Here is an 18,063-nt window from a genome sequence, read left to right as displayed (position 1 = left end):
CGATCGTTCCCACGTTTACGTGCGGCTTCGTCCTCTCAAACTTCTGCTTGGCCATACGAAACCTCCTTTATCGCCCCATCTGGGCGATAAGCTTTACCCCAACCCCTTCGGGGACAGGTTCGAAAGAGAAAAACTGCATTGTATACGTTCCCCGACCCTGTGTCAAGGAGCGTAAATCCGTTGCATAACCGAACATTTCCGCCATTGGAACACGGCACGCAACAACCTGGACTTTGCCGCGGTTGGAAACGTCCAGAACCTTGCCGCGACGTGCATTAATATCATGAACAACGTCCCCAACATTCAGCTCGGGGACGACGACTTCCAATTCCATAACCGGTTCCAAAAGAATCGGACCGGCCTGGCGCATTGCGGATTTGAAGGCCATGGACGCGGCGATTTTAAAGGCGATTTCCGAGGAATCCACCGGGTGGTACGAACCATCTAGAAGTTCGACCTTGACCCCCTTCACCATATAGCCGGCCAGGATTCCGACCTCCATCGATTCCTTGAGACCCATCTCGATGGGTCGGATATATTCCTTGGGAATCACACCGCCTGATGTGGCATTGATGAATTCAAATTCCTTGTCTTCCGGATGGGGCATCAACCGTATCTTGACATGACCGTATTGACCGCGGCCGCCGGACTGACGAATGTATTTTCCTTCGGCATCCCCTGTGGCCGTAACTGTCTCCCTGTAGGAAACCATCGGTTTTCCTACATGAGATTTCACGCCAAACTCACGGGTGAGGCGATCGACGATAATCTCGAGATGAAGCTCCCCCATTCCACTGATGAGGGTCTGGCCGGTTTCTTCATCTGTTCGAACTTTAAAGGTGGGATCTTCCACCTGGAGAGCCAGGAGAGATTTCTTGAGAAGGTCCTGATCTCCCTTGGTCCGGGGTTCGATCGCTGTGGAAATGACCGGTTCCGGAAAAACCATGGATTCCAGCACAATGGGGTGCTTGGGATCGGTTACGGTTTCACCGGTGAAGACATTCTTCAGACCCACGACCGCACAGATATCTCCGGCCCAGACTTCCTGGATCTCCTCCCGCTTGTTCGCATGCATCTTCAGGAGACGGCCAATCCGCTCCTTCTTGTCGCGGGAAACATTCAGCACCATGTCTCCGGTCTTCAGATGGCCGGAGTACACACGGATATAGGCGAGCTGACCCACGTAGGGATCGGTTGCGATTTTAAATACAAGAGCGGTAAGCGGTTTATCATCGTCCGCATCCCGTTCTTCCTTCCGGGTTGTCCGGGGGTTGGTCCCTTCTACTGCCGGTACGTCGACGGGGGCGGGCAGATAATCAATGACGGCGTTCAAAAGAGGCTGAACCCCTTTGTTCTTGAAGGCCGAGCCGCAGAGTACGGGCACCATGTCATTGGACAGTGTGGCCCGGCGGAGAGCGGCCTTCAGATCGTCAACCGTGATTTCCCCGCCCTTGAGATAGGTTTCCAGGAGGTGGTCGTCAGATTCCACAACAGCATCAACCAGCTTGTCCCGCCAGATCTGCGCCTCCGGAATGAGGGATTCGGGAATATCTACCTCCTCGTACTGCGCGCCGAGGGATTCGGATTTGTAAAGAATGCCCTTCATGTTCAGGAGGTCAATTACGCCGGCAAATTCGGATTCACTTCCCCAGGGGATCTGAACAGGAATCGCTTCGGCTCCAAGCTTTTCCTTCATTTCCGCGACGACGCCGAAGAAATCCGACCCCACACGATCCATCTTGTTTACGAAGGCAATGCGGGGGACCCGATACCGTTCAGCCTGGTGCCATACGGTTTCGGACTGGGGTTCCACGCCCCCAACAGCACAAAAGACGGCGACAACGCCGTCCAATACGCGAAGACTTCGTTCCACCTCGGCCGTAAAATCCACGTGGCCGGGCGTATCAATGATGTTGACGCGATAATCCTGCCAGAAACAGGTTGTCGCGGCAGCCGTAATCGTGATGCCGCGTTCCTTTTCCTGCGCCATCCAGTCCATAACCGCCGTACCCTCGTGGACCTCTCCGATTTTGTGAGAAATACCCGTGTAGTAAAGGATCCTCTCGGTGGTAGTCGTCTTCCCGGCATCGATGTGCGCCATGATACCTATATTGCGAATGCGGGGAAGAGGGACGAGACGGGGCATAGGAATTACCAGCGATAGTGCGCAAAAGCCTTATTCGCCTCCGCCATTTTGTGCGTATCTTCTTTCTTCTTGATGGCGGTTCCGCGGTTGTGGTACGCGTCCAGCAGCTCCTGGGCAAGCTTGTCGGCCATTCCCTTTCCGGAACGGGATCGAGTTGCAGTAAGAATCCAGCGAAGGGCCAGGGAGAGCCGGCGTTTGGGATTTACTTCGACGGGGACCTGATAGGTGGCACCGCCCACGCGGCGGGACCGGACTTCCAGCACAGGTTTTACATTTTCAATCGCCTGCTTGAAGACCTTCAGGGGATCTTCCCCGGACTTATCTTTGATATTGTCCATGGCATGGTAGAAAATTCCCTCAGCCGTGGATTTTTTTCCGTCTTTCATAATGCTGTTGACGAACTTGGAAACAAGGGTGCTTCCGTATACGGGATCCGGAAGGATCTCGCGAACGGGTACCTCTCTCCTCCGTGGCATGACGTACCTCCTCAGGCCTTGGGCCGCTTCGTTCCGTACTTGGAACGGCCCTGTTTTCGATCGTTTACACCGGTGGCATCAAGGTGTCCACGGATGATGTGATACCGCACGCCCGGGAGGTCCTTCACACGTCCCCCGCGAACCAGAACCACGGAGTGCTCCTGGAGCTGATGGCCTTCACCGGGTATGTACGAGGTCACCTCGACACTGTTGGAGAGACGCACACGCGCAACTTTCCGAAGCGCCGAATTGGGCTTCTTGGGCGTGGTCGTAAAGACGCGCGTACAGACCCCGCGTCTCTGCGGGCATCTCTGAAGCGCCGGAGCGCCGCTCTTCGTTTTAAGTTTTCGGCGCCCATAGCGCACCAACTGATTGATGGTTGCCATACAAAACCTCGTCACGTTTTTTGATGTTGGACCAAGAGATCAGGTGAAACCTTGGCCACCAAGGCCCAATACGTTAGCAAAAATATTCCCTTGTGTCAAGGGGGGTTTCCCCTTAAATACGGCGTTTTCTGCCGCAGGGGACCGCGTGATCTTTCACGCAGGAAAACGAGAATACCACAAGATCGTGGGATATGCAAGCCCCACGGCTCAACGTCTTGGGTTTGGCCGGAGGACTTATGGGTGCGCGGGAAAGTCACGTTCCAGGGTCCGGTAAACCCGGAACCGTCCGCGTCGAATTGAACCCCTGGCCACGATCCTCACACGGGAAGGCGTCTGCTCGATCTGTACTTCGCATTCTCTCCCCTTTCCCCAATGTACAAGGAAGTTCCCCGGAGGTGATCCCAGGTCAGCCCAGCGCCGCAGGGAGATTTCCAGACCCGACTGTGCCAGGTTCTCCGCCTGAATAAACGATCGAATCCGAAAGATCTCCTCCTGTTTTCTGGAAATCAGGGTCATGAGGAGGAGCGCCAGTCCGGTAAGAAGGATGGCGTAGAAGAGAATCGTGACGAGGGCCAGTCCGTGATTCCGGAAGGTTCCGCACCCGGTTCGATTCGGATTTTTCGTCACGTCAGAAACCTCCTACAACCGCCCGGACTGACAGAGGAGGATTATCGATCTTCACCGTTACCGTGCGGTCTCCATGAAGGACAAAGGAAAGTCTCTGAGAGGAAACCTCCAGCATCTTCCGGCCATCCACGCGTCGAACAACCGTTCCGTGAACTGACATCCAGATGATGCGGGTACTTCCCTGATGAAGCTGAATACCATTCGCTCCCTGAAGGATAAGGACATCGGCCCGGTGGATATCTTCTATGACTGCATTCAGAACCTGAAACCCCCGTGAAAGGCCATTCTCCTCCGTGGAGAGAAGCTGGTTCTGCTCCTTCACGAGATAGTCCAGCTGGATAAAGATGAACAGAAAGAGGCTGAGAATCAGGAGCGAAACGATCATTTCGAGCACGGAGAAGGCTCTGCGGCGGAAATCAGGGGCAGAGGACAAAGAAAACCTCCTCCCTGGCCCGTTCCTGACTTCCCCACGACAGGCGGAGATGCACGCCCAGGCAACCCGATTGGCTGTCCTCCACTACCCTGACAATCCCGTTTGGATAGGTAAGGCTGGCGGGTAGATCCGCCATGGTGAAAAAGGGGATCTGGGTTCCGGCCACCAGGTCGGACCGATGGTGAGCCCGGATCATATCCGCCTCCGTCGAGATCGCCAGAAGGGCCTGCTGATGCTCCAGAATACGGGACTGGTTGCGTTTCAGGAGGATGGCATTTCCCACAACCATAAGAAGGACAAAACCGGTGATCGCCATAGCCGCAAGAGATTCCACCAGTGTAAAGCCGTTTCTTCGCAAGGGTCGAAAATGTGTGTTTTCAGGAAATGTGGATCCCACGTTGCCGTGAGATTGCAGGTCATCCGCTGACCGGGCTGTAGCCTTATCGAACATTCGGCCGAAAACGACAAATCCTCCCTGTCCCGGAGGTTACCATTCCGAAATGATTCCCGCCGCGGGCTGGACTGTGACAACATCCGCCTCCACGTCACCGTGTAGATGGCTCTGACATGCCAGGCGGACATCGGGTGCGAGGTCCCGGGCTTCCTCTTCCTCCACCTTTTCTGAAAGATTCTCCTGACCGTTTAAAATCCGGACCCGGCAGGTCCCACAGGAGCCGATCCCTCCGCAAACATGGGAAAGGATCACGCCCAGCTGGAGGGCGGCATCGAGAAGGGTACTGCCCTCAGGAATTTCACCCTCCTGTTTATCGCTGCGGAATCGTACCCGGGGTGCCATCCATTTGCAGGGTCAGGCCCGCGCTTCGCGCTGGTGGGCCAGTTCTTCTGCCTCCCTGCGGCGAAGGCGCCAGTAGAGATCAAGAGCAACCGGATACGAACCCTTTCCGATCGGTTTTCCGTTCACCATGCGAAGGGGCATAACGCCGGTGAGCGTTCCTGTGAGAAAGGCTTCATCCCAGTCGGCCAGGTTGTAAAGACGTGGGGATTCCTCCACAAGCACATGGCCTGCCGCTCGAACCTCTTCCAGGACCACCTGACGCGTGATTCCCGGAAGGGCCCGGTTGTTAAGGGGGTGAGTCCGTATTTTCCCCTCGGCTACCACAAAGAAATTGGTGCTCCCCCCCTCGTGAATCTCATCATCGTCTCCAAGGAAAAGAACCTCATCGGCTCCAAGATGGTGGGCGTCGAGCTTGGCTAGGATCCCCCCCATCAGGCTGATCGTCTTGATATCGCATCGTTTCCATCGAAGATCGGGAACCGTAACCGCCCGATAACCCCGCTTCACCTTTTCCTCGTCCGCGAATGCGTAATCCTGTGTAAAGACAACCAGGGTGGGCTTGAGTCCGTCGGGGGGAAGGTGGTTTCGCACATGGGCTCCCCGTGTGATCTGAACGTAGAGGCTTCCGGTCATTCCGGTATTGCCCCCAATCACTGCGGCGATCGCACGGTCCAGATCTTCCGGAATGGGGATTTCCGCCTTGGCACAGGACTGTCTGAGCCGATCCAGGTGTGGTTTCAGGAAAAGGGGAATGCCCTCCAGGACCTTGATCATGTCATAGACTCCGTCGCCAAAGAGGAATCCACGGTCGAGAATCGAAACCCTGGCTTCGTCACGGGGGCCAAGTTCACCGTTAATATACGCAAGATGCATGTTCGTCATCATATCACAGCCCCGGGCCCTCGATGCTCCCCGTCGGACCCAATCCCGCAAAAAAAGTGAAAATCTTGGTGTTGACAGCCCCGGGCGTGGCGAGTATAATGAGCGTCCTACATTTGAAAGAACCCGTATAGGTAACAGGAGGCCTAACCATGTGTCCCAAGGACGAACCCGAAGGAACCACCTTCAATGAAGAGATTCTCGAGATCTACCAGGAGAAATTAGATACTCCGAGAGTCGGGAGTGTGGTTTCTGGCAAAATCGTCCAGATCACCGACACCGACGTTCTCGTAGACGTGGGCCTGAAGAGTGAAGGCGTAGTTCCCATCGGTGAGCTCAAAGACGACGAAGGCAATTTGCCCTACAAGGTCGGTGACGAAGTTGAAGTCTTCATCGAACGTGCAAATTTTTCAACCGGCCACGCCGTACTCTCCCGGCGCCGGGCCCTGGAAATGTCTTCCATCCTTGAAATCGAAAAAGCCCTCGAAGATCAGGAAACTGTTTCCATTAAAGTCCTGAAGAAAATCAAGGGCGGCTACGAAGTCGACCTCCGCGGGATCCGCGGATTCCTTCCTTCCAGCCAGGCGGATGTTCGGCGCAGAGCTCGTACCAACATCGTCGGCCAGAAGGTGGATGTCAAAATTCTTCAGTTCAACCGCCGCAAGAAGAGCGTTGTCGTGTCACGCAGAGTGATTCTGGAAAAAGAAATGGAAGGACAGCGCCGTGAAATCCTGGCCGGCATCAAGATCGGACAGGTCCTGGACGGCAAAGTTAAAAATATCACGGACTACGGTGCGTTTGTGGATATAGGCGGGATCGATGGTCTGCTCCACGTCACCGACATCTCATGGGGACGGGTCAACCATCCCTCCGACGTTCTGAAGCCCGGCGATGACCTGAAGGTCATGGTTCTGAACATCGACATGGACAATGAAAAGATAAGCCTGGGAATGAAGCAGACCCAGGAAGATCCATGGAACATCGTCGAAGAAAAGTATCCTCTGGGAAAGAAGGTCAATGGAAAGGTTGTCTCCCTGGTGGATTACGGTGCCTTTATCGAACTCGAACCGGGTGTCGAAGGCCTCCTTCACGTATCCGAAATGTCCTGGACCAAAAAGGTCCATCGCCCTGAGAATGTTCTCTCTGTAGGAGACGAGGTGGAAGTCGCCATCACGGACGTCAACCTTCCCGAACGGAAAATTTCCTTAAGCCTGCGGCAGACGGAACCCAATCCCTGGTTTGACCTGGCGACAAAATATAAGGTCGGATCCAAGATCACGGGTAAGGTCCGGAACCTCACCGATTTCGGCGCTTTCATTGAAATCGAGGAAGGCATTGACGGACTGGTTCACATCTCAGACATCGCCCGCAACCGCACCCTTCAGCATCCGAGCGAAGTCCTTGAAAAGGGCCAGGAAGTGGAAGCTGTCATCACCAACATCGAACCCGATCGTCAGCGCGTATCCCTGAGCATCAAGGACGCGGTTCCTGACGAGTGGGATCACTTCGTATCCTCCCACGATATCGCCGACCTCTGTGAGGGTGTTGTCACCCGCATCACGGAATTCGGCGTCTTCGTTGAAGTGGCCAAGGGCGTGGAAGGCCTCGTCCACATTACTGAAATTAAACGGGCACCCAATCAGCGATTGGAAAGGATGTTCGTGGCCGGGGATACGGTCAAGGTTAAAATTATCCGAGTCGAGAAGGAAACCCGGAGACTCGGATTGAGCATGAAAGAACTTGAAGGAGATGAGTTATGACCAAAGCTGAGCTTGTCGAGATCGTGGCCAAGGAAGCCGGGATCAGCAAGAAAGATGCAGAGGTCATCGTCAAATCGGTGATCGACTCCATCGTCTCCGCTCTGAATCAGGGTGAAAAGGTGGAGATTCGGGGCTTCGGCTCCTTTCGCATTCGGGAACGCAGAGCTCGTAATGCCCGAAATCCGCGGACAGGCAAACCCATCAAGGTGCCTTCCAAGAAGGTACCCTACTTCAAACCCGGCAAGGAGCTCAGGACCATTCTGAATCAGTGATGGCGCCCCCATGCCCATCCTATTCACCCCCTGGCGGTACGCCTACATCAAACAAGGTTCAACGGGGGCATGCATCTTTTGTCATGCATCCGGGCATGAAGGAGATCCCTTTGACGTCCTGCGTCTGGGGTGCACGAACTACTCCATAATCATGTTAAATCGGTATCCCTACATTAATGGCCACCTCATGGTGGCCCCCCGTCGCCATACGGCGGACCTTGCCGGCCTTTCCCCGGAGGAGAAGTCCGACATGATGGACCTTGTCGCTCACTGCACACAGGTGCTGGGAGAAGTCTACGGACCCCACGGGTACAATGTAGGCATGAATCTGGGCCGGGTAGCCGGAGCCGGAATTGAGGACCATCTCCACATGCATATCGTGCCCCGGTGGAACGGGGACCACAATTTCATGCGGGTGCTCGCGGATACACGCATGATCCCGGAAGATCTTTCCGTCACCTTTGCCAACCTGAAAGACAGGATCGCCCTGTGAACCTTCCCATCCTTTTCTTCCTGACCTGGCTCTTTCCGGGACTCGGCCACGTCGCAACCCGCGCCTATCGACGAGCGGGAGCCTATGCTGCAATCATCTTTACCCTGATCATCCTTGGCATCGTTTTGAAAGGAAGGATGTTTGTCCCCACTCACGGCGATATCATCAGTTATCTTGCCTCACTCGGACAGCTCGGCATGGGACTGCCCTATCTGATCCTGGGGCTCATTGCCGGATACCGGGGTGTTCCGGAAGCTCCGACTTCGGATTACGGAACGCTATTCCTTCTCTCGGCCGGGATGATGAACCTCCTTTTGCTCATCGAAGTCCATGACATCTTCAAGGGGAAGCGCCGTGCCCAATAGCCACATCCTTTACATGGTGATTTTTTCCCTACTGACTTCAGCATTCTTTGCCATTTTCTGGAGAGAAGAACGCAGGGAGATGGTGAAGCTCTTTCTGAAAATTCTAGCTTACATGGTTCTCGGAGGTATTGCCGTCGCATGGCTGATGTACCTTCTTCCTCCGAGGTAATCCCCTCCTGGAGGCCGTTTTTAGCCACGGTCTATTCCCTGGCGGTTCTGGGCCTCTCTCTGTGGCCCTCTCCCCGCCTGCCGGCCGGGTTTTCCCATGGAGATCTCGTTGCCCATACCATTCTTTACTTTTTCCTTGCCCTGATCTGGCTGAAGGTCCCGATCCACTGGACCATCGTCCTCCCCGGAGCGATCACCTTTGGCCTCATCATGGAGCTGATTCAGCTCATAATTCCCGGGCGAACCATGACGGTGAGTGATTTGGTAGCCAACGGGATCGGAGCCATAACAGCGGCGGTTCTTTTACGGTTGTGGCCGAAATCCTGGTAGTTGCGGCGGAGGCATCCGCGGATCGATACGCCGGAAAAGTTCTGGAAGAGCTTTCACGGCGGAATCCCGCTCTTTCCTTCTGGGGAATCGGAGGTGATGCCTGTATCCGGCAGGGCCTTACACCCGTTGCCCACGCATCGGACATGGCGGTGATGGGTCTCTTGGAGGTTCTTCGCCACTACCGCCGAATTCGAAAGACCTACCGCTCCATCCTGCGCCACTGCAGGGAAAATCCTGTAAAAGCGGCCCTCCTTCTGGACTATCCGGGGTTCAACTTTCCCCTGATGCGAAAACTCCATGCGATGGGGATCCCGGTGATCTACTACATCTGCCCCCAGGTGTGGGCCTGGAAAGAGCATCGGGTACAGGAACTGGGGCGTTATGCTGCACGAAGGATTGTCATTTTCCCCTTTGAAGTCGATTTCTTTCGGGAGCGTGGTGTGGAAGCGGACTATCTGGGCCATCCCCTCGTGGAAGACATTCCACCTCTTTCCGATGTGCCTCCATCCGGCGATCGTCTGGCCCTTCTGCCGGGGAGCCGTCTGCAGGAGGTGCGGCGCCACTTCCCCCTCTTTCTCGAAGTCGCCGGTATGGATGGGATATCAGGCTTTCCTCCCAGGCTCTTCCCCTCCCCCACCCTCGATCCCGCTCTTTATCAACCCTACCTGACCCGATTTGGTCGCAGGGTAGAGCAGGAACGCTCCTTTCAAAACTGCCGGGCCGCGCTCGTCGCCTCCGGAACCGCGACGCTGGAGGCGGCACTTCATGGTGTACCTTCCGTGGTTGTCTATCGCCTCAACCCTGTATCAGCCATGATGCTCCGCCCCATGGTTCGGGTAGACCATATCTCAATCGTCAACATCCTGGCAGGCAAAAAGATCTTCCCTGAATTCCTGCAGAATGAGGCACAGCCGGAATCCATCCGCCAGGTCCTGGCACCTTACCTGTCCGAGCAGAGGGAACGCCGGACCATGCATGAAGAGTTGAAGCGGGTTCGATCCATTCTGGGCGAAAACCGGGTGACTCCGGCCCTGGCCGATCTCGTATTGGAGTATGCCGCATGAAAAATATATTTCGGATGCTCAGGTTTGCAAAAACCTACTGGGTCTGGGCTGTCATGGCCCTTATGGGTATGCTCCTGGTTTCCGCCTTTGCGACGCTCCAGGCCTATCTGATCAAGCCCCTCTTTGATGACCTGCTCCTGGGCGGAAGCCAGGGGCCCGTCGATTCGGCAGGCATCGTGCAGTGGCTGGACAGCCTCTATGCGCACACGATCACATGGTTCAAAGGAATGGGAGTGAGTGAACGCCCGGCCGTGGCCATCCTGATCTTCGTCGTCATGATTTTCAATAACTTCTTCATGTTCCTCTCCCACTACTCCTTTGCCGTTGTGGGCCTTTCCATGGTTCAGGACATCCGGAAATTCCTTTACCGCCGTTTGACGTACATGCCCCTTCGCTTCTTCTCCCTCTCCTCCACGGGAGAGCTGGTTTCCCGCATCATCAGTGACGTTCTCTTCATCGAATCCGCCATGGCCGAACGGCTGGGCGATATCGTTCAGGAATCGATCAAGCTTCTGGGACTCCTCCTTCTGATCGTTTCCATTAACATGAAACTTTCCGCCTTCGCCCTCATCATCGCACCGTTAACCCTCTATCCCATCATCCGGTTTTCTCGAAGCCTTCGAAAGTCGTCGAGACGCAGCCAGGAAGAGATGGCCCGAATGGCGGGACTCCTCACGGAAACGTTCCAGGGAAGCCTGATCGTAAAAGCCTTTAACGCAGAAAATCATGAAAATAACCGATTTCTCCTGACGGCAGACCGGCACCTCCACGCAAACCTGCGAGCCAGGCTGGTCCAATCGATCAGCGCTCCGGTCATTGAAACCCTGGGCATCATGCTCGCGCTGGGAATGTTTCTCTATGCCGGACATGAAATCAGCCAGGGCAGGATGTCGATCGGTGAATTTTCATCCTTCCTGGGTGCCATTTTCATGATGTACGCACCGATAAAGAAGTTGAACAAGGTTAACCTCGCGCTCCAGCAGGCCTCCGTGGCCGCAGACCGGGTCTTTGCCCTGACGGACATGGAAGATGAGTTCATAGCCGACGGAACCCGCCCCTTTCCCGGAGTTTCTGAAGAGATCACCTTTGAAGACGTGCGGTTCCTCTACACCGAAGAAAAGGGGGAAGTCCTCCGCGGCGTGACCTTCCAGGTCAAACGGGGTCAGGTCATAGCGATCGTGGGATCCTCCGGAGCGGGAAAGTCCACGCTTTCTCTTCTCCTGCCCCGCTTTTACGACGCAACCGCGGGACGGATCGCCATCGACGGCGTGGATATCCAGGAGTTCCAAAAACAGAGCCTGCGGGATAAAATGGGAATCGTGACCCAGCAGACAATCCTCTTCAACGATACGGTCCTGAGCAACATCGCCTACGCCAGCCCCTCGACCGACCCGCAGAAGGTACGGGAGGCCGCGAAAGCTGCGTACGCCCTCGAGTTCATCGAAAACCTGCCCCGGGGATTCGACACAATTATCGGGGAGAGCGGGGTCACCCTTTCGGGAGGACAGAGGCAGAGGCTCAGCATTGCCCGTGCCCTGGCCAAAGATCCGCCGATCCTGATCCTGGACGAGGCCACCTCCTCCCTGGACTCCGAATCGGAAACCCTCGTCCAGAAAGCCCTGGATACCCTGATGGTCGGAAGGACCACCCTTGTGATCGCGCATCGCCTTTCCACGGTGAAGCATGCCGACAAAATCATTGTCCTGGATAACGGCCGTGTGATCGAAGAGGGTACCCATACCGAACTGATGGCCCGGGGTGGACACTACGCCGGCATGGTCCGCATGCAGATGTTCGAGGAGGCCTGATGCTCTACAGCATGACTGGTTACGCCCAGTGCAGGCGCACGTTACCGGATGGAAGAAACCTGACCGTCACGGTTCGAAGCGTCAATCACCGCTTTATGGAATTGCAGATATCCCTTCCCGATCTCCTCGCCTCCCTGGAATCCGACATTCGACAGCTCACTGCCGCCTATCTTTCCCGGGGAAAGGTCAACATCACGGCCAGGCTCCAGGGAGGACCGATGGTCACGGGTGGACTCCTGAATTCCAGCTACATCCGGGCGGTAGCGGAAGACTGGCAGGACCTCTTCCCCGATGAACCGATCCCGGGTTCCCTGCTCCTTCTTCCGGAAAGCATGAAACAGGATACGAGCGACCTGTCGGAGGAATCCTCGGAAATAGTCCTGGCCTCCGTGGAATCGGCCCTGGAAGAAGTCCTTGAGGTCCGTGCCGAGGAGGCCTCCCGTCTCCTTCCCGACCTGCTCCACCAGCTGAAGGAGGTCGAAGCGGTCCTCGAACGGCTTGAAGACGAGGTCGAAAACCTGGTCCCGACGATCATGAACGAGCTCAGGGAGCGTCTCGATGAGCTCATCGGCGAGGAAGTCTCCGAAGAACGAATCGTGACCGAAGCCGGCCTCTTAAGTATGCGCATGGATATCCGGGAGGAAATGGTCCGGGCCCGCCGCTTTGTGGAATCGATGGGAACGATGCTCTCGGAACCCTCGACACCTGTCGGCAAGGAGCTCAATTTTTTCACGCAGGAACTCCACCGCGAGCTCAACACGATGGGCCAGAAGCTGAAAGACGTGGATACTCGCGAACTGGTTGTCAAGGCAAAGCTGGCCAACGAGAAATTTCGTGAACAGATCCAGAACATCGAGTGACCCGATTCCGGGCGACCTCTTCGTCCTCTCCGCGCCTTCCGGATGCGGGAAGACCTCCGTAATCCGGGGAGTGCTGGAATCCATCGATTCCGTCGCCTTTTCTGTATCCACCACCACCCGCTCTCCCCGACCGGGCGAACATGACGGAATTGATTATCACTTCGTGGAGGTGGAGACCTTCCATGCCATGGCTGAGAAGGGTCTCTTCCTGGAGTGGGCCGAGGTCCACAACAACCTCTATGGAACTTCCGCGGAGACGGTAGATAAAGCCAGGCAGGCCGGGACCGACATCATTCTGGACATCGATGTTCAGGGATCACGCCAGGTCAAGGACCGTTGTCCCGAATCCATTCACATTCTTCTGCTCCCCCCCTCATTCGAGGAACTGAGGAGCCGGCTCCTGAACCGCCTCTCGGACAGTGAATCGGAAATCGAAACCCGCCTCAGGAATGCAGGAGGTGAGTTAATGCAATCGGCACACTACGATTATGTTATGATAAATGAAGACCTTACCCGCGCCGTTGAAGATCTAAAGACCATTATCCGGGCCCGGCGCCTGTGCCGGGAACGTATGGCCGGAAAGATTCAGGCCGTGTTAGATACCTTTTTGCCAACGAAGGAGGCACCGTGAGAATCGGGAAATTTGACAGCATATATAGACTCATCCTTGTATCCGCTGAGAGGGCCGGTCGCCTGATCGACGGGGAAACAACTCGAATCCCCCCCCGCGACTCCAAACCCACTTACATTGCCCTCGAAGAAGTGATGCAGGATAAAATCGGCGTGAAATTCACTTCCCAGGAAGGGAAAGAGGTCGTAATCGGTCCCTATCCATGCGAGTCGTCCTCGGAGTAACCGGAGGAATTGCAGCCTATAAGGCCGCAGAACTGATCCGCTCGTGGCGGCGGAGCGGGGATGAAGTCAGGGTGATGATGACGGCACATGCCACACGATTCATCACCCCCATGACCCTGGGCGTCCTGTCCGGACACGAAGTATTTCTCGATATGTTTCCCGAGCACGGCCGGGAAGCCGTAGACCATGTCGACCTTGGAAAGTGGGCCGACGTACTTGTCGTAGCCCCCGCCACTGCGAATATCCTGGCCAAGTTCGCCCGCGGTCTTGCCGACGATCAGCTCAGCACCTACTATCTCGCCCATCCCGGACCTGTCGTACTGGCTCCCGCCATGAACGTTCATATGTGGGACCACCCCGCCGTACGGGAAAACCTGGAAATTCTGATTCAGCGGGGGGTCATCCTCGTCGAACCCGAATCCGGGGAGCTGGCCTGCGGGGACTGGGGACAGGGAAGGCTGGCCGAGATACCCGCCATCGTGGCTGCGTCTCGGCGAGCAGGAAATCCGGAACCCCTTCTTACGGGCCGAAAGATCCTCGTAACCGCAGGACCGACCCGTGAGCCGATCGACCCGGTTCGGTTCCTTTCCAATCCTTCGACGGGAAAGATGGGCGTTCACCTCGCGGCGGAAGCCTATCGGGAGGGTGCGACGGTCACCCTGGTTCACGGCCCTCTCTCCACCGAGCCTCCCTATGGCGTCACATCGATCCCGGTTTCAACAGCCGGGGAAATGACGGATGCCGTCCTTTCACGGGCCGGTGAAGCAGACCTCCTGCTGATGACCGCCGCCGTTGGAGATTTCAAGCTGAACGAAATCTCCAGCGAAAAGATCCGAAGGACAGGGAATTCGCTCCCCCTCACCCTGGAACCCACAGCGGACATTCTCGCGTCGGTCCGCAAGGCCTGCCCTGACCTGACCATCGTGGCCTTTGCGGCGGAAACCACCCTGGACGAGACCCGGGTTCGAGAAAAAATGGCGGCCAAGGGTGCCGACTTCATTGTAGCCAATGATGTCAGCGACTCCTCCATCGGATTTGCATCGGATCACAACGAAGTCTTCATCTACCCCCGGCAGGGCCCGTCCATCCACCTTCCCCGAAGTTCCAAATCCGATATCGCCCGCCGAATCCTCCAGCACGTGGTCCGATCATGAAGCAGTGGGCCGACTACTTTCACACCCTGGGTTTCGAATACACCTACCTGGGGGTCAAGCATACGAAAGGTGAAGCGGCCGGGGACGTAAAGGAACTGGAAGCTATCGTATCCGCCTGCACAAAGTGCAAGCTGCACGCCGGCAGAACCCAGACCGTCTTTGGGACGGGCGACATCGAGGCCCGGCTCGTTTTTGTGGGAGAAGCACCGGGAGCGGATGAGGACCGCCAGGGAGAGCCCTTTGTCGGGCGGGCCGGCCAGCTTTTGACCCGGATGATCGGCGCCATGGGGCTGTCACGGGAACAGGTCTACATCTGCAATATCTTGAAATGCCGGCCTCCCGGCAACCGGGACCCCGAGCCCGAAGAGGCGGATGCATGCATCGGATACCTCATCCGCCAGCTGGAACTGATCCAACCGGAAGTCATTGTCGCACTGGGCCGTGTTTCTTCCCAGGTCCTTACAGGATCGGCAGAGCCGATTTCCAAGATGAGAGGCCACTGGTATGCCTACCGGGGAATCCCGGTCATGCCCACCTTTCACCCCTCCTTCCTCCTGAGACAACCCGGAAAAAAACGGGAAGCCTGGGAAGATCTCCAGGAGGTCATGCGCCGTCTGGGTCTGCCTCTCCCCGCATCGAGCTGACCGGCGCTCCATGTTCATCGAGGTCGCTCTCCCCCTCCCCCTCTTTACGACCTTTACCTACTCCGTTCCCGATCATCTCCAATCCCTGGCACAGCCGGGTTCAAGAGTCATCGTACCCTTCAAGCATCAGCGCCACCTTGGCGTGATAACCGGCCGCACCGAGGGACCCCTTCCTTCCTTTCCCATCAAATCCATCGCCTGCATCCTGGACCGGACACCGGCCCTCGCCGGGGAAATCCTCAGCCTGGGTCTCTGGATGGCGGAATACTATATGGTTCCCGTGGGTCAGGCGCTCCTGGCCACCCTTCCGGGGTCTCTGACCCGTCTCGAGGAACCCTATTACAAGCCAACGGTAAAGGGGACTGCCCGTCGATATGAGAAGGGTACCCTGACCGGAGAGTTGACGGGATCCCTCCTCTCCCGGGGACGCCTCACCCTGTCCGAAGTCCAGGAACGTCCCGGCTGGTATGAACGAATCGAGGCACTGGTCAGCTCCGGCGAAGTGAAGGGATTTCTCCCGGAAGGCAAGCACGTGGCGGTGCGCAGGCTCTTCAGCCTGCCCGGAAAGAGCCTGGAAATCCTCCTGGAGAAATGCAAACGATCGCCCCGACAGAAAGAAGTCCTCCGCCTTCTTGCGGAAGAGAATCGTCCCCTGACGGAAGATGAAATCACCGCCTGGACTCCCTGTTCTTCTTCCACAATTCAAGCCATGATCCGGGCCGGGCTCCTTCGGGTCTCCGATCAGCAAATCGATCTGGACCTTACCAGCCACGCCCTTCCCGACTGGGAGGGGCCACCCCTGCATCCACTGACACCGGATCAGGAGGAAGCCGCCGGAAAGATCCGGGAATCGATACGGGCAGAAAGCTTTTCCACCTTTTTACTGCAGGGAATCACCTCATCCGGGAAGACCGAGATCTATCTGCACGCCATTGCCGACGCTGTAGAGCAGGGCCGCACGGCCCTCTATCTGGTTCCGGAAATCGCCCTTACCCTTGCGCCAGCCCGTCGTCTGAAAGCACTGTTCGGATCACGGCTGGCCATCCTCCATTCCGGGCTGAACGACCGGGAACGAACCCAGGAATATGAAAAGATCCGGAAGGGAGATATTCAGGTTGTCATCGGACCCCGCTCCGCTGTTTTTGCCCCTCTGCAACGTCCGGCCCTGATCATCGTGGATGAAGAACAGGACGCCGCCTACAAGCAGGAAAATGCCCCGCGGTACCACGCACGGGACCTCAGCATCGTGCGGGCCCGGGAAAGCAAAGGAGTCGTGATCCTGGGATCCGCCACCCCGTCCCTGGTCTCCCGGCATAATGCCGACCTCGAACGCTACTCGCTGGTCCGTCTGAATCGCCGAATCGGCGAAGCCACACTGCCGGCGGTTACGATTACCGATCTTCGTAATGAGCCTCCTGACCCGGAAGAGCATGGTCTCGTGATCTTTTCCACTCCTCTCCGGGAGGCCATGGAACAGACCTTCTCCGCCGGGAAGCAGGCAATGCTGCTTGTGACCCGGAAGGGCTATGCCCCCTACCTGATGTGCAGGCTGTGCGGCATGACCTTTCCCTGCCCCGCCTGCAGTGTGAACCACACCGTTCACCGAAGGTGGAAGGTCCTTCTCTGCCATTACTGCAACCACAGGATGCCGATCCCCGAATCCTGCCCCGAATGCGGACAGGAGCTTCTTGAAACCGTCGGCATCGGGACAGAAAAGGTGGAAGAAAAACTGCGTCAGATCTTTCCCGGAGTCCGTTCGGCCGTCGTGGACCGGGACTCCATGGCAAAGCGGGGAAAGCTGAAGGAGACCCTCCACCTCTTCAGCCTGGGACGCATCCAGTGCCTCATCGGCACCCAGATGATCGCAAAGGGGCACGATTTCCCCTCCGTGACCCTGGTGGGTGTTCTGACGGTGGATCAGATGCTGAACCTTCCCGATTTCCGGGCTGCCGAGCACGTCTTCACCCTGCTCACGCAGGTCTCCGGGCGTGCGGGAAGGGGAAAAGACCCGGGACACGTGATCATTCAGACCTCCTTCCCCGAGCACTATGCGGTGAAGCATGCAGTCTCCCAGGACTTTGACGCTTTTTACGAAAGGGAGATCCGCCTGCGAAGGGCCCTCAAGTATCCGCCCTTTTCCCACATGATCCTTCTGCAGATATCCGCCACCTCGATGAAACGGGCCGAATTGACGGCGAGAGACCTCTCTGTGCGCCTCCGCGCCCACTCCCATTCCGGGCGGGTCATCATGATGGGCCCTGCCCCCGCCCCCCTGGCCCGGCTCAGGGGGAAACATCGATTCCAGATCCTCCTCCGGGCCGAGCATCGGGGAGTGCTTCGGGCTGTCACGCGGGCAGCCCTGGGGGACAGCCTCTCCTCCAACATTACCGTCGACATCGATCCCTACACCTTCCTATAACATCCCCGGTCAACCTCAGGCGGACATGTCGCCATACGCCTTTCTATCTCACATTCCACAACTTACCAACAATTAAAATAGGGACAGTCCCAGTAGTGTCCAAACGTTGTGACTGGAAAATGAAATAT

22 protein-coding genes are annotated in these 18,063 nt (G+C 56.7%); 14 read left to right on the top strand and 8 right to left on the bottom strand.

Annotation, left to right across the window (positions count from 1 at the left end; all coding sequences use genetic code 11):
• Window positions 1–67 precede the first annotated feature (67 nt).
• The 8 genes from fusA to PLD04_14905 form a co-directional block, all read right to left on the bottom strand.
• Window positions 68–2,146: an elongation factor G gene (gene fusA / locus PLD04_14940; protein HXK69624.1), complete on the bottom strand. Its 2,079-nt coding sequence runs from the start codon at window positions 2,144–2,146 to the stop codon at window positions 68–70.
• Between the two features lie 5 nt (window positions 2,147–2,151).
• Window positions 2,152–2,622 carry a 30S ribosomal protein S7 gene (gene rpsG / locus PLD04_14935; GenBank protein HXK69623.1) on the bottom strand — a complete coding sequence of 157 codons (471 nt, stop codon included), beginning with the start codon at window positions 2,620–2,622 and terminating at the stop codon, window positions 2,152–2,154.
• An 11-nt stretch (window positions 2,623–2,633) separates the two neighbouring features.
• Window positions 2,634–3,008, bottom strand: coding sequence for a 30S ribosomal protein S12 (rpsL, locus tag PLD04_14930; protein HXK69622.1), 375 nt, complete (start codon window positions 3,006–3,008; stop codon window positions 2,634–2,636).
• 234 nt (window positions 3,009–3,242) lie between these two features.
• The gene (locus PLD04_14925) at window positions 3,243–3,635 is read right to left on the bottom strand and encodes a hypothetical protein (protein ID HXK69621.1); all 393 of its coding nucleotides are present in this window, start codon (window positions 3,633–3,635) and stop codon (window positions 3,243–3,245) included.
• 1 nt (window position 3,636) lies between these two features.
• Entirely contained in the window at window positions 3,637–4,068 is a 432-nt protein-coding gene (locus tag PLD04_14920) for a hypothetical protein (protein ID HXK69620.1), read from the bottom strand.
• Complete coding sequence (locus PLD04_14915; GenBank protein ID HXK69619.1) at window positions 4,052–4,519, bottom strand: type II secretion system protein; 468 nt, start codon at window positions 4,517–4,519, stop codon at window positions 4,052–4,054. Before PLD04_14915 ends, PLD04_14920 begins: the two co-directional genes overlap by 17 nt.
• A gap of 36 nt (window positions 4,520–4,555) precedes the next feature.
• Window positions 4,556–4,864, bottom strand: a complete 309-nt coding sequence (locus PLD04_14910) for a 2Fe-2S iron-sulfur cluster-binding protein (GenBank protein HXK69618.1) — start codon at window positions 4,862–4,864, stop codon at window positions 4,556–4,558.
• 12 nt (window positions 4,865–4,876) lie between these two features.
• Complete coding sequence (locus tag PLD04_14905) at window positions 4,877–5,737, bottom strand: aminotransferase class IV (protein ID HXK69617.1); 861 nt, start codon at window positions 5,735–5,737, stop codon at window positions 4,877–4,879.
• A gap of 158 nt (window positions 5,738–5,895) precedes the next feature.
• Here PLD04_14905 and PLD04_14900 point away from each other — a divergent pair, with 158 nt between their 5' ends.
• Genes PLD04_14900 through priA form a run of 14 tightly spaced genes read left to right on the top strand, consistent with a single transcriptional unit; the run spans window position 5,896 to window position 17,935 of the window.
• On the top strand, window positions 5,896–7,503 hold the full coding sequence (locus tag PLD04_14900) for a 30S ribosomal protein S1 (protein HXK69616.1): 1,608 nt from the start codon (window positions 5,896–5,898) through the stop codon (window positions 7,501–7,503).
• Window positions 7,500–7,775, top strand: coding sequence for an HU family DNA-binding protein (locus PLD04_14895; GenBank protein ID HXK69615.1), 276 nt, complete (start codon window positions 7,500–7,502; stop codon window positions 7,773–7,775). The genes PLD04_14900 and PLD04_14895 overlap by 4 nt, the downstream gene beginning before the upstream one ends.
• Window positions 7,776–7,785: 10 nt before the next feature.
• Complete coding sequence (locus PLD04_14890) at window positions 7,786–8,268, top strand: HIT domain-containing protein (GenBank protein ID HXK69614.1); 483 nt, start codon at window positions 7,786–7,788, stop codon at window positions 8,266–8,268.
• Window positions 8,265–8,633 carry a hypothetical protein gene (locus PLD04_14885; protein HXK69613.1) on the top strand — a complete coding sequence of 123 codons (369 nt, stop codon included), beginning with the start codon at window positions 8,265–8,267 and terminating at the stop codon, window positions 8,631–8,633. Before PLD04_14890 ends, PLD04_14885 begins: the two co-directional genes overlap by 4 nt.
• Window positions 8,623–8,802, top strand: coding sequence for a hypothetical protein (locus PLD04_14880; GenBank protein HXK69612.1), 180 nt, complete (start codon window positions 8,623–8,625; stop codon window positions 8,800–8,802). The genes PLD04_14885 and PLD04_14880 overlap by 11 nt, the downstream gene beginning before the upstream one ends.
• Window positions 8,772–9,131, top strand: coding sequence for a VanZ family protein (locus tag PLD04_14875; GenBank protein ID HXK69611.1), 360 nt, complete (start codon window positions 8,772–8,774; stop codon window positions 9,129–9,131). The genes PLD04_14880 and PLD04_14875 overlap by 31 nt, the downstream gene beginning before the upstream one ends.
• A complete protein-coding gene (gene lpxB, locus PLD04_14870; protein ID HXK69610.1) occupies window positions 9,113–10,195 on the top strand; it encodes a lipid-A-disaccharide synthase in 1,083 nt (360 codons plus the stop codon). Before PLD04_14875 ends, lpxB begins: the two co-directional genes overlap by 19 nt.
• The gene (locus tag PLD04_14865) at window positions 10,192–12,003 is read left to right on the top strand and encodes an ABC transporter transmembrane domain-containing protein (protein HXK69609.1); all 1,812 of its coding nucleotides are present in this window, start codon (window positions 10,192–10,194) and stop codon (window positions 12,001–12,003) included. Before lpxB ends, PLD04_14865 begins: the two co-directional genes overlap by 4 nt.
• Complete coding sequence (locus tag PLD04_14860) at window positions 12,003–12,863, top strand: YicC family protein (GenBank protein HXK69608.1); 861 nt, start codon at window positions 12,003–12,005, stop codon at window positions 12,861–12,863. Before PLD04_14865 ends, PLD04_14860 begins: the two co-directional genes overlap by 1 nt.
• A complete protein-coding gene (gene gmk / locus PLD04_14855) occupies window positions 12,838–13,494 on the top strand; it encodes a guanylate kinase (GenBank protein HXK69607.1) in 657 nt (218 codons plus the stop codon). The genes PLD04_14860 and gmk overlap by 26 nt, the downstream gene beginning before the upstream one ends.
• Window positions 13,491–13,718: a DNA-directed RNA polymerase subunit omega gene (gene rpoZ / locus PLD04_14850; protein HXK69606.1), complete on the top strand. Its 228-nt coding sequence runs from the start codon at window positions 13,491–13,493 to the stop codon at window positions 13,716–13,718. Before gmk ends, rpoZ begins: the two co-directional genes overlap by 4 nt.
• Window positions 13,697–14,872 (top strand): bifunctional phosphopantothenoylcysteine decarboxylase/phosphopantothenate--cysteine ligase CoaBC, encoded by a 1,176-nt coding sequence (gene coaBC / locus PLD04_14845; protein ID HXK69605.1) that lies wholly within the window; start codon window positions 13,697–13,699, stop codon window positions 14,870–14,872. The genes rpoZ and coaBC overlap by 22 nt, the downstream gene beginning before the upstream one ends.
• Window positions 14,869–15,516, top strand: a complete 648-nt coding sequence (locus PLD04_14840) for a uracil-DNA glycosylase (protein ID HXK69604.1) — start codon at window positions 14,869–14,871, stop codon at window positions 15,514–15,516. The genes coaBC and PLD04_14840 overlap by 4 nt, the downstream gene beginning before the upstream one ends.
• 10 nt (window positions 15,517–15,526) lie before the next feature.
• Window positions 15,527–17,935, top strand: a complete 2,409-nt coding sequence (gene priA / locus PLD04_14835) for a primosomal protein N' (GenBank protein ID HXK69603.1) — start codon at window positions 15,527–15,529, stop codon at window positions 17,933–17,935.
• Window positions 17,936–18,063: the final 128 nt, after the last annotated feature.

It is taken from the genome of Thermoanaerobaculia bacterium (assembly GCA_035593605.1).
In the GTDB taxonomy this organism is placed as follows: Bacteria; Acidobacteriota; Thermoanaerobaculia; order UBA2201; family DAOSWS01; genus DAOSWS01.
The sequence above is the reverse complement of the archived record's forward strand: the minus strand, read 5'-3'. Positions and strand labels throughout refer to the sequence as shown.

Excerpts from the sequence above, each read along its gene's own strand:
- priA (HXK69603.1), top strand. The coding sequence starts at position 15,527 with ATGTTCATCGAGGTCGCTCTCCCCCTCCCCCTCTTTACGACCTTTACC.
- PLD04_14915 (HXK69619.1), bottom strand. The coding sequence starts at position 4,519 with ATGTTCGATAAGGCTACAGCCCGGTCAGCGGATGACCTGCAATCTCAC.
- PLD04_14860 (HXK69608.1), top strand. The coding sequence starts at position 12,003 with ATGCTCTACAGCATGACTGGTTACGCCCAGTGCAGGCGCACGTTACCG.
- PLD04_14865 (HXK69609.1), top strand. The coding sequence starts at position 10,192 with ATGAAAAATATATTTCGGATGCTCAGGTTTGCAAAAACCTACTGGGTC.
- fusA (HXK69624.1), bottom strand. The coding sequence starts at position 2,146 with ATGCCCCGTCTCGTCCCTCTTCCCCGCATTCGCAATATAGGTATCATG.
- PLD04_14895 (HXK69615.1), top strand. The coding sequence starts at position 7,500 with ATGACCAAAGCTGAGCTTGTCGAGATCGTGGCCAAGGAAGCCGGGATC.
- rpsL (HXK69622.1), bottom strand. The coding sequence starts at position 3,008 with ATGGCAACCATCAATCAGTTGGTGCGCTATGGGCGCCGAAAACTTAAA.
- PLD04_14875 (HXK69611.1), top strand. The coding sequence starts at position 8,772 with ATGGCTGATGTACCTTCTTCCTCCGAGGTAATCCCCTCCTGGAGGCCG.
- PLD04_14890 (HXK69614.1), top strand. The coding sequence starts at position 7,786 with ATGCCCATCCTATTCACCCCCTGGCGGTACGCCTACATCAAACAAGGT.
- PLD04_14905 (HXK69617.1), bottom strand. The coding sequence starts at position 5,737 with ATGCATCTTGCGTATATTAACGGTGAACTTGGCCCCCGTGACGAAGCC.
- PLD04_14840 (HXK69604.1), top strand. The coding sequence starts at position 14,869 with ATGAAGCAGTGGGCCGACTACTTTCACACCCTGGGTTTCGAATACACC.
- rpsG (HXK69623.1), bottom strand. The coding sequence starts at position 2,622 with ATGCCACGGAGGAGAGAGGTACCCGTTCGCGAGATCCTTCCGGATCCC.
- coaBC (HXK69605.1), top strand. The coding sequence starts at position 13,697 with ATGCGAGTCGTCCTCGGAGTAACCGGAGGAATTGCAGCCTATAAGGCC.
- PLD04_14910 (HXK69618.1), bottom strand. The coding sequence starts at position 4,864 with ATGGCACCCCGGGTACGATTCCGCAGCGATAAACAGGAGGGTGAAATT.
- PLD04_14900 (HXK69616.1), top strand. The coding sequence starts at position 5,896 with ATGTGTCCCAAGGACGAACCCGAAGGAACCACCTTCAATGAAGAGATT.